Origin of the sequence: Pseudonocardia zijingensis, assembly GCF_042657305.1 — a bacterium.
Classification (GTDB): Bacteria; Actinomycetota; Actinomycetes; order Mycobacteriales; family Pseudonocardiaceae; genus Pseudonocardia; species Pseudonocardia zijingensis.
Map to the genome: position 1 here is coordinate 149197 of NZ_JBHSKO010000020.1, position 9101 is coordinate 158297.

13 protein-coding genes and 1 pseudogene are annotated in these 9101 nt (G+C 68.1%); 9 read left to right on the plus strand and 5 right to left on the minus strand.

Annotation, left to right across the window (positions count from 1 at the left end; translation table 11 throughout):
- Nucleotides 1-73 precede the first annotated feature (73 nt).
- The 7 genes from ACFPL3_RS30515 to ACFPL3_RS30545 all read left to right on the plus strand — a co-directional run bounded on the left by ACFPL3_RS30515 (nucleotide 74) and on the right by ACFPL3_RS30545 (nucleotide 5322).
- Nucleotides 74-379: a hypothetical protein gene (locus ACFPL3_RS30515; RefSeq protein ID WP_343946661.1), complete on the plus strand. Its 306-nt coding sequence runs from the start codon at nucleotides 74-76 to the stop codon at nucleotides 377-379.
- A 601-nt stretch (nucleotides 380-980) separates the two neighbouring features.
- Complete coding sequence (locus ACFPL3_RS30520) at nucleotides 981-1439, plus strand: OsmC family protein (protein WP_343946660.1); 459 nt, start codon at nucleotides 981-983, stop codon at nucleotides 1437-1439.
- 136 nt (nucleotides 1440-1575) lie between these two features.
- Nucleotides 1576-2082, plus strand: coding sequence for a hypothetical protein (locus ACFPL3_RS30525; RefSeq protein ID WP_343946659.1), 507 nt, complete (start codon nucleotides 1576-1578; stop codon nucleotides 2080-2082).
- 285 nt (nucleotides 2083-2367) lie between these two features.
- Nucleotides 2368-3285 carry an NADP-dependent oxidoreductase gene (locus ACFPL3_RS30530; protein WP_343946658.1) on the plus strand — a complete coding sequence of 306 codons (918 nt, stop codon included), beginning with the start codon at nucleotides 2368-2370 and terminating at the stop codon, nucleotides 3283-3285.
- A 51-nt stretch (nucleotides 3286-3336) separates the two neighbouring features.
- A complete protein-coding gene (locus ACFPL3_RS30535) occupies nucleotides 3337-4281 on the plus strand; it encodes an NADP-dependent oxidoreductase (protein ID WP_343946657.1) in 945 nt (314 codons plus the stop codon).
- A 74-nt stretch (nucleotides 4282-4355) separates the two neighbouring features.
- The gene (locus tag ACFPL3_RS30540; protein ID WP_343946656.1) at nucleotides 4356-4814 is read left to right on the plus strand and encodes a GNAT family N-acetyltransferase; all 459 of its coding nucleotides are present in this window, start codon (nucleotides 4356-4358) and stop codon (nucleotides 4812-4814) included.
- A 34-nt stretch (nucleotides 4815-4848) separates the two neighbouring features.
- Nucleotides 4849-5322 (plus strand): GNAT family N-acetyltransferase, encoded by a 474-nt coding sequence (locus ACFPL3_RS30545; protein ID WP_343946655.1) that lies wholly within the window; start codon nucleotides 4849-4851, stop codon nucleotides 5320-5322.
- Between the two features lie 11 nt (nucleotides 5323-5333).
- On the opposite strand, the gene ACFPL3_RS30550 is transcribed toward ACFPL3_RS30545, so the two are convergent.
- Nucleotides 5334-5567, minus strand: a complete 234-nt coding sequence (locus tag ACFPL3_RS30550; protein ID WP_343946654.1) for a hypothetical protein — start codon at nucleotides 5565-5567, stop codon at nucleotides 5334-5336.
- Here ACFPL3_RS30550 and ACFPL3_RS30555 point away from each other — a divergent pair.
- Both ACFPL3_RS30555 and ACFPL3_RS30560 read left to right on the plus strand, forming a co-directional pair.
- Nucleotides 5487-5741, plus strand: coding sequence for a nuclear transport factor 2 family protein (locus ACFPL3_RS30555; protein ID WP_379589792.1), 255 nt, complete (start codon nucleotides 5487-5489; stop codon nucleotides 5739-5741). The genes ACFPL3_RS30550 and ACFPL3_RS30555 overlap by 81 nt on opposite strands.
- An 81-nt stretch (nucleotides 5742-5822) precedes the next feature.
- Entirely contained in the window at nucleotides 5823-7034 is a 1212-nt protein-coding gene (locus ACFPL3_RS30560; protein WP_379589790.1) for an MFS transporter, read from the plus strand.
- 93 nt (nucleotides 7035-7127) lie between these two features.
- On the opposite strand, the gene ACFPL3_RS30565 is transcribed toward ACFPL3_RS30560, so the two are convergent.
- The 4 genes and pseudogenes from ACFPL3_RS30565 to ACFPL3_RS30575 all read right to left on the minus strand — a co-directional run.
- Nucleotides 7128-7655: a hypothetical protein gene (locus ACFPL3_RS30565; RefSeq protein WP_343946652.1), complete on the minus strand. Its 528-nt coding sequence runs from the start codon at nucleotides 7653-7655 to the stop codon at nucleotides 7128-7130.
- Between the two features lie 111 nt (nucleotides 7656-7766).
- Nucleotides 7767-8069, minus strand: a complete 303-nt coding sequence (locus tag ACFPL3_RS30570) for a DNA-3-methyladenine glycosylase family protein (protein WP_343946651.1) — start codon at nucleotides 8067-8069, stop codon at nucleotides 7767-7769.
- A 263-nt stretch (nucleotides 8070-8332) separates the two neighbouring features.
- The gene (locus ACFPL3_RS42115) at nucleotides 8333-8752 is read right to left on the minus strand and encodes a four-helix bundle copper-binding protein (RefSeq protein ID WP_465269437.1); all 420 of its coding nucleotides are present in this window, start codon (nucleotides 8750-8752) and stop codon (nucleotides 8333-8335) included.
- Nucleotides 8749-9101: pseudogene (locus ACFPL3_RS30575) on the minus strand (cytochrome bc1 complex cytochrome b subunit); the annotation flags it as partial. The gene ACFPL3_RS42115 and the pseudogene ACFPL3_RS30575, both read right to left, overlap by 4 nt.

Sequence of the window (9101 nt, forward strand, 5' to 3'; positions counted from 1 at the left end):
ACTCATCGGCGGTCATCCCGTGCGTCCCGGCCCCATCGACTCGACAGAGCGGAGACGTCGAGTCCGGAGATCGGTGGCGTCGATCATCTCGTCCGGAGATGCGGCGATCGAGCCGTGCGACCGTGAGGTGCGGTTGATCCGATGTGACAGACGGAGCGCGGCTTCGGTGACCGACCGTGGCACCGACATCGCGTCGCGGGCGAGTGCCGCGGCCAACGTATCCATCAGATGCCCCATCGCTGCCGCCACGACCCTGCTGTCGCGGCCGGCATGGTTGTTCCGACTCTGTCGACTCAACCGCCGTGCGGCCATCATGATCGCTGACACGACCGACGTCGTGGTCCTGCCGGAGGTGACGTCGGCCCTCCGGATCGGATGATGATCACGCACGTCGGCGCCGGCAGGAGTACGTCCACCGGCATCGCGGTCGGCGGGGACCGGGCGCCTCGCACCCGCTCGTCACCGGCCGAGCCGGTCGGTAGAACTCTCGGAACAGGTCGGTACGCATCATCGCGACCACTCCTCTCATCGCACGACGGGTGGTGCGCGCCTCTCCGGTGTGATCAGACGAAGCGGCGGCGATTGGACTAGACGGTCTGAGTATTGAGGGCCGGGCGGCGCTCGGTCAAGGCAACGAACCCGGTCAACCCGGCCTTGCTCAGTGCACCCACAGTCGGCCATGACTCCTGGAGCAGGCAGAAGGAGCTGCCCGTGCACCCGAGGGTTACCCATCCGAGCACACCAGGACCACCCGAGTCCGCTCCTGGTCGCCGCGGTTGCCTGCTAGGCACAGGCAGACCCTCAGCCCACAGGACTGGACTGCCTGGTACGAATATAGAGATGTCCTGCCGGGAGCACGATCGAGCCTCGGCGGCGGGGGCGACGCATCCGGCGAGGGCCGGGTTGCCGGGATCGTCATCACCGGACGTCTGCACGAGCGGCCGGGCCCCCGAACCGGTCGCCGATCGAGAGGAGCGGGCATGAGCCCGGAAAGTGACCGAGTCGTCGCGACCGCGCGAGCGACGCTGTTGGCCACGAGTCGACTCGAGACCGAGGTCCGGGCCGGGGAGTTCGTGGGCCAGGCCGACGACCCGCGCGCCGGCACGCGAGGTGCGGGGCCGACCCCGACCGAGTACCTGATGATGGCGCTCGCCTCGTGCACGGCCATCACCCTGCGCGGCTATGCGGATCGCAAGTACGACTACGCCGGGGACATCACCGTGGACGTCGCCTACCACGAGCCGAGAACGGTCGGGGGATCCCGCTACCTGCAGCGCACTGTCCGGCTGTCTGAGGAGATCCCCGAGGAGGACTTCCAGACGATGATCAACATCGTGGAGAGATCCCCGGTCACCCTGCTGCTCCAGTTCGCGTGGAGCGTCCGGACCGACATCGCCAACGGGCAGGGTGAGCTGACCGCCTCGGCCACGAAGGCGTAGTGGCACGGGTGCCGTCGCCGGCCGCCGCACGGACACCGGGGCGGCGAGTGGCCGTCGGCAGGTGCGGTGAGTCGCTTCCACTGCTCGTCGAGCGGCTACGGCCACAGAACCAAGAGCACGAGAAGGGCGAACCACGGTGGGTCAGCAGCCAGAGCCCACGCTGAGCGCGTCGGCCACCGGCCTCCCCTTGAAGCTGTCCTCAGCCACCGTCACAGCTGACGGCAGTCGGTACCGAGACCTCGAGCCGGATCACCTCGTCCAGCTGGAACTCTCGATCAGTGCACGCGTGCTGGGCGGTTTCGACATCCTGCTCGCCACGACCGGCACGTCGGGAGGAGGCGCCGACGATCCATCGGAGAACGTCCCGGGAACAGAACGGCTCGAGCTGCACATCAACTCCATCTTGTTGAGCTCACTTCCGCGCCTCATCCACCTCTCCGGCCGGAGCCGCGCTGCCCATCACGGCGAAGCGGCCGCGAGGTCGTACACCCTGACGTTGATCTTCTCGACCGGAAGCGACACCGGGTGGTTCTGGAGCACGGAGTTCGAGGTCCCGCGCTCACGACTCGTCGACTCGAGGTGGCACCTGACCCTGCCGTTCAGTCACTCCTTGACGCCGACAGACCCTCCTCGCACCCCATGACCGGACCCGCGGCACCAACAGGCAACCCCCACAAACTGGACTAGCGCGTCCTAGGTGGAGTAGCGTGACGTCGATCGGCAAACCTCCGCCGGCCATCAGGGATTTCGAGGCATCAGCGCACCTGAGAGCGGTTGGCGGAGCACCCTGGTGCAGCGACCCTACCTCCGGTACCGTACGTCTCCGGTTCGGTCGGGTGCCTCTGCCCCGGAACTGTAGTGGACCACATCGTCCATAGAATCGCCCGCGCCGTGTGACGGGCGGGTACTGAGTACTGAGAGGTGCCGGATGAAGGCGATCGTGGTGACGGATCAAGCCGCGGGAACGGCCGGGATGACGCTCGTGGAGAGGCCGGAGCCCGAGCCGGCGGGGAACGACGTCCTCGTCGAGGTTCACGCGTCGGGATTCACCCCGGGTGAGCTCACCTGGCCCTCGAACTGGGCCGATCGCCTCGGTCGTGACCGGACGCCGTCGATTCCCGGGCACGAGCTGGCCGGCGTGGTCAGTGCTCTCGGCTACGGCACGAGGGGTCTGTCGGTGGGGCAGCGGGTGTTCGGCCTCACCGACTGGACCCGTGACGGCACCCTGGCGGAGTACGCGGCCGTCGAGGCCCGCAACCTCGCGCCGCTGCCGGGCGACGTCGACTTCACGGTGGGCGCCAGCCTGCCGATCTCGGGCCTGACCGCATGGCAGGGACTGTTCGACCACGGCCGGCTTCAGGCGGGGCAGAGCATCCTCGTACACGGCGCGGCCGGCGGGGTCGGCTCGATGGTGACCCAACTCGCGCGCGAAGCCGGCGCCTACGTCATCGGCACCGGACGCGCCGCCGACCGGCAGATCGCGCTCGACTTCGGCGCGCAGGAGTTCCTCGACCTCGCCAACGACGCCCTGGATGACGTGGGCGGCGTCGATCTGGTGTTCGACATCATCGGTGGGGACATCCAGAAGCGGTCCGCAGAGCTGGTGAGGGCCGGGGGAACCCTGGTGACCATCGCCGGCCCGCCCGAGGCACGACCCGCCGACGGCCTGGCCATCGACTTCGTCGTCGAGTCCGACCGTGCCCAGCTGGGTGAGATCGTCCGGCGGGTGCGCGACGGTCGACTGCGGACGAACATCGGCAACATCGCGACCCTCGACGACGCCGTCGCCGCCTTCAACTCGACGGAGCGGGCCAAGGGCAAGACGATCATCCACGTCCGTCCGTAACGACTTCGGGACGCGATCGCGGGGCGCCCCGAGCAACATCGAGGAATTCACATGAGAGCAATCGTGGTGACGGACCCGGCTGCCGGAACGGTTGGGATGAAGCTCGCGGAGCGGCCCGATCCGGATGCGGCGCGGCTCGCCAGCCTCTCGGGCGCGAGCTACGGCGACGTCATCGTCGAAGTTCATGCGTCGGGATTCACGGGGAATGAGCTGGAGTGGCCGTCGACCTGGATCGACCGCCTCGGCCACGACCGAACACCGTCGATCCCCGGGCACGAGCTCGCCGGTGTGGTCACCGCCCTCGGCTATGGCACGACGGGCCTGTCGGTGGGACAGCGGGTGTTCGGCCTCACGGACTGGACCCGTGACGGCACGCTCGCGGAGTACGTGGTCGTCGAGGCGCGCAACCTCGCGCCGCTGCCGGGCGACGTCGACTTCACGGTGGGCGCCGGCGTCGCGATGACGGGCCTGACCGCGTGGCAGGGGCTGTTCGACCACGGCCGTCTCCGAGCGGGGCAGAGCGTCCTCGTACACGGTGCGGCCGGCGCGGTCGGCTCGATGGCGGCGCAACTCGCCCGGGAGGCCGGCGCCTACGTCATCGGCACCGGACGCGCTGCCCACCGCCAGACGGCACTCGACTTCGGCGCGCACAGCTTCGTCGACCTCGACAACGATGCCCTGGAAGACTTCGGCGGGGTCGATCTGGTGTTCGACATCATCGGCGGGGACATCCAGAAGCGGTCCGCCGGCCTGGTCCGAGCCGGAGGAACGCTCGTGACCGTCACCGGGCCGCCGGAGGCGCGGCCCGCCGAGGGGTTGGCGGTCGACTTCGTCGTCGTGTCCGTTCCCGCCCAACTGGGTGAGATCGCCCAGCGGGTCCGCGACGGGCGACTGCGGACGAACATCGGCACCGTCGCGACCCTCGACGATGCAGTCGCCGCCCTCAACCCGACCGAGCGCGTCACGGGCAAGACGATCATCCACGTGCGCCCCTGAAAGGTCGAGCGCATCCAGGAGAACACGACCGCGCGAACCCGGCCGGCGAACGAGCGATCAACGAAGGGAACCCCATGACCGGCCCGACCGCACCGAGCCGCTACGACTTCGAGTACCCCGACGAGGGCGGAGTCCCGGGCGGGAAGAGCACCCTCAGCCCGGATCAGACGGTTCTCATCGACGAACTCCTCGACAGACCCCACGCGTCCACGTCCGACTTCGAGTTCGTCAACGACCAGCAGGCCGGCATCTACGGAGCCACCGTCGGCGGCCGCGAGATCGCCGGCCTGTCGTACAACGACGCCGGCGACGACCGACTCGTGTTGCTGGCCATCTCGGTCTTCCCCGAGTTCCGCAATAAGGGTATCGCCACCGAGCTGATCCGGCGCGTCCTCGACGATGTACGCGCGCAGGGCAAGACGGTCACGATCATGTGCCCGATCGTACGCACCTTCATCGAGAACAACCCCGAGTACGCCGGCCTCGTCGATTCCAAGCACCCAGGAGTGACGAAGCGGCCACGCCGGTCCTGACCACCCATCGGCTTCCGGCGCAGAAAGTACGACCGTGACGACCAATATCGAGGCCGAGGCGGCCACCCGAGAAGAGAACAACGCGGCGCTCGTCGCTGCTCTGGACCGGAAGAACCTCCGTGACGTGGAGTCGAGCTGGGTGCTCGATGTCATCAACGACGCGGAGCGCGGCCGCTGGATCGCGACCCTCGGCGCGGATGCGATCGCGGAGCTGTCGTACCGGTTCGTGGGCGGCCGCGTGGTGCTGCTGACAACCTGGGTCGAACCCGCCGCCCGCCACAACCGGGTGGCCACGGAGCTCATCGCGCGCGTCCTGGACGAGATCCGGGAAAGCGGAAAGAAGATCACCATCATCTGCCCGGTCGTGGGCGAGTTCATCGCCCGCCACCCGGAATACCTCGACCTGATCGACAAGGTTCATCCCGGCTCCGGCGCCTACCGCCGGCACGAACCCGCGGGCGGCAATGACGACGAGGACCTCGCCGCGCTCGAGCGCGACCTGACCTAGCCTTCCAGAGTTCATACAGAAGGAGTAAGAAGATTCACGACTCCGCCCAGTCGGCTGAAGACCTGGCGATCCTCGAGCAGCTCAACCTCGACTACATCCACTCCGACCAGTCGAACGACGTCGAGCGCTTCAAGGAGTTCCTCGCCGAGGACTTCATCATCCAGATCGAAGGCGCCACCTTCAATCGTGATGAATACCTCGAGTACATCGCCAAGCCGCGACCCTTCAAGGATCTCGCCGTGCACGACGTCAACATCCGCATCCTCAGTGATGTTGCTCTGATCCACGCTCGCGTCACGCTCACCACACTCGCGGATGGAGTGGCAAAAGAAGCCCTGTACACAGATGCGTACCAGAAGCGTGACGGAACGTGGATGTGCGTTGCAGCGTGCGCGCCCGACCCCATCGCGATCGCCTGACCACGCAAACCTGCGGATTCCGGCCGATCCGGCGCCGGAGAAGGGCATTGATCGATGCACGACGTGGCGTCAGTGACAGGCGTGGCCGGCCGGGACAGGACTTCCCGGCTGGCTTTCGCGTCCGCGGTACTCTCACTGGTGGCGGCTTTTGCCGCAGTGGGCTCGACGATCCCGCTGTTCAACATCTACCGAGCCGAGGACGGGTTCACCAACGCCGGCATCTCGGTGACCGTCGTCGCCTACTCCGCTGCCACCCTCACGACGCTGTTGGTGCTGGGGAGGCTCTCCAGCCACGTGGGCCGACGGCCCACTTCGATCGCCAGCCTGCTCCTGCTCCTGCTCGGCTGCGTGCTGCTGCTGAACGTGCACGACATCGGCGTCCTCATCGCCGGTCGGCTCCTGATGGGCCTGGGCGCCGGGCTGGCCAGCAGCAGCATCACCTCGTACATCGTCGACGCGGCGCCGGCCAGGCCGGCCTGGCTGGCGTCCGTCGCGTCCAGCCAGACCGTCATGCTCGGCCTGGCGGTCGGCGCCATCGCTTCCGGCACGCTGGTCCAGTTCGGTCCTTGGCCGCGCCAGCTCGTCTTCCTGGTCGTCATCGCCCTCCTCCTGGCATCGGTAGCGCTGATCGTCGTCAGCCCTGAGACCGCGACTCCGACGCCCGGCGCGTGGCGATCACTGCGGCCCCGGGTCCACCTGCCGGTCAGGGTCAGGAGCCTGCTACCGGTCGCGGCGGCGGTGTTCTTGGCGACCTGGGCGACGGGGGCGTTCTACCAGGCGTTCGTGCCCGCGCTGGTCGAGGAGCAGCTCCACACCCGAAGCCCGCTCGTCGTCGGCCTGGTGTTCGCCGCCTACATGGCCCCCAGCGTTCTCGGCGCTCCCCTCGGCGGCTGGTTCGCACCAGCCACGGCGCAACGCCTCGGCATGACCGCCTTCCTCGCCGGAATGATCGGCATCGTCACCGCGATCCGCACCGGCAGCCTGCCGTTGTTCGTCGCCGCGACCATCGTCACCGGAGCCAGTCAGGGCATCGCCATCAGCGCCGCCACCCGCGGCCTGCTGCACGGCAGCACCCTCGCCGACCGGGCACCGATCTTCAGCGTCATCTACCTCCTCAGCTACAGCGGCGCGACGATCCCCGCCCTCATCACCGGCCAATTCTCCAGCACCTTCTCGCTACCGCAGATCACCCTCGGATACGGCGCACTCGCTCTCATCGCAACCGTGTTCACCGTCATCGCCGCGCACAATCCGCGTACGGATCCGACCGGGAGCACTGCGCTCGGTGGATGATCACGACAATCCTCGCCGTCAGCCAGGCCCCGCGTGGAGAGGGCTGTGCTCGCCGCCGCCGGCGTTGCAGATCGCGTCGGTCGGGGTGGTCGGTCAGGCACGCTCCCGCGTGAGGGCGGCGTACGTGGCGCTGGTCGTGAGACCGAACACGAGGTGGGCGGACAGGTCGTTGACGAGGGTCCGCACGCTGTACTTCCAGATCGGCTCGTAGACGCCGATCAGCGGCAGGATGACGTAGCCCGACAGCCAGACCACGGGTCCGAGCGCGACCGCTCGGATGACGGGGTGCCGGGTCGGCCGGCCGGCCAGCACGCCGTACTGGACGGCCCAGCCGATGCCGGTGGCCCAGTGCACGACGTTCGTCGTGGTGCGGGCCCAACGCTCAGGGGGTTGCCGCCCAGTGACGATGCGCTCGACCTTCTGCCCGAACTGTCCGGGGGCCGATGCGTCGGCCCAGGCCAGCACGTCGCCGCCGAACTCCCGACGCAGAAATGGATCCTTGCCGCCGCCGCGCCGGTAGCGGTTGAACCACACGAGATCCATCGCGGCGGTGCCGGCCACGCCGGCGATCATGCCGCGGACGGCGCGAGAGCCGATGCCGGAGCCGCGTCGCTTGCTCATGGGAGGCGCCCCTCGTTGACGTTGGTTTCACGAGATCGACCAACTCGTCGGCCCGGACGCAGACGCTGCAGCGGATCCGCGTCCCGTCCCCGTGCGTGCAGTTCTTGCCGTTCACCCGGCGGCAGGATGATGACGCTCCCATATGTAGCCCCACAGGTACGACGTCGCATACGAACGGTATGGTCGCCACAGGTCACTGCGTTGCTCCGCGGCCTTCGGGGTGATCCTCTTGTCCAGTCCGTCGAGTTCGGTCAATGCCGCACGCACGCCGGGGTCGCCGGCCGGGAAGATGTCCGGGCGGTGCAGATACCGAATCATGAACATCTGCGCTGATGAGGGCCCTACTCCTGGAACGGCCACGAGTTCGGTGTGAATCTCGGCATCCGACATCGCCGCGAGCTTGTCGGGTTCCAACAGGCCGTCGTCGGCGAGTTCGGCAAGTCCGCGGATCGCCCTGGCCCTTCACAGGGAAGTGCATCTCGTAGGCGTCAATCGGCCCCGTCGACCGCACCCACGGTGCAAGTGAGTCGTCGAGCGAGCCCAAGTACGTCGATGCGGCGCGTTGTTCCTCGGTCGCGTTCTTCCCCGTGCGAGTCGTGGTCACTCACAAGCTTCGCAAAAGTGGCCTAGATAGTCCATATGCAGGTTGGGTCTGGTGGGGAGCGCCGCGCGGCGCGCTATCCCGGAGGTGGAAGCGCCGTCAAAAGCTGCCGGCAGGCCTTTTCACACCGCCGGCACACCTCGGCGCAGATGCGGCAATGTTCATGGTGCGCTGCATGGAGCTCGCACTCCTCGGCGCAGGCAGCGCACGAGGCGATGCAGGCTTCGACGGCCGCCCGCAGGACTGTCAGATCAACAGCGGTGCGACGCGACAGGATGCTCGTCGTGGTGGCACACACATCCGGGCAGTCGAGGTCCATCCGAATGCACTTGATCAAGGAAACGATGTCCGGCTCCGCCATGCAAGCGTCGGCGCACGCAGCGCAGGCTTGGAAGCAGGCAACGCATTCTTCGATGCACTCGATCAATGCGTCATCGAAGGCCGGCCGGGAACCCGGGGCGGAGTCGGCCATCTGTCTGGCAACCACCGGCATCATGGGACCCTTCGGTCGTCGGGAGCTGGGATTCGGGAGCCGAGAAGGTCGTCGGGGCACGGGGGCTGGTGCCCATTGCGGGCGGCGGCCTCGGCCGCGGCCTCCTCGTGCCTGGCCCGCTCCAGCGCGGCGGTCTCCTCGGGGGAGTCCGGGGTGAGCAGCGAGCCGGGGACCGGCGAGCCGCCCAGGCCGAGCTGGTTCATCCGCTTGGGCACCGGGGCGCCCTGGTACTCCAGCGGGATCGCGTGGCCGTGGTCGTCGACACCGCCCAGCGGCTGGTGCACCTCGATGAACTCACCGTGGGGCAGGCGCTTGATGACGCCGGTCTCGATGCCGTGCTCCAGCACCGCCC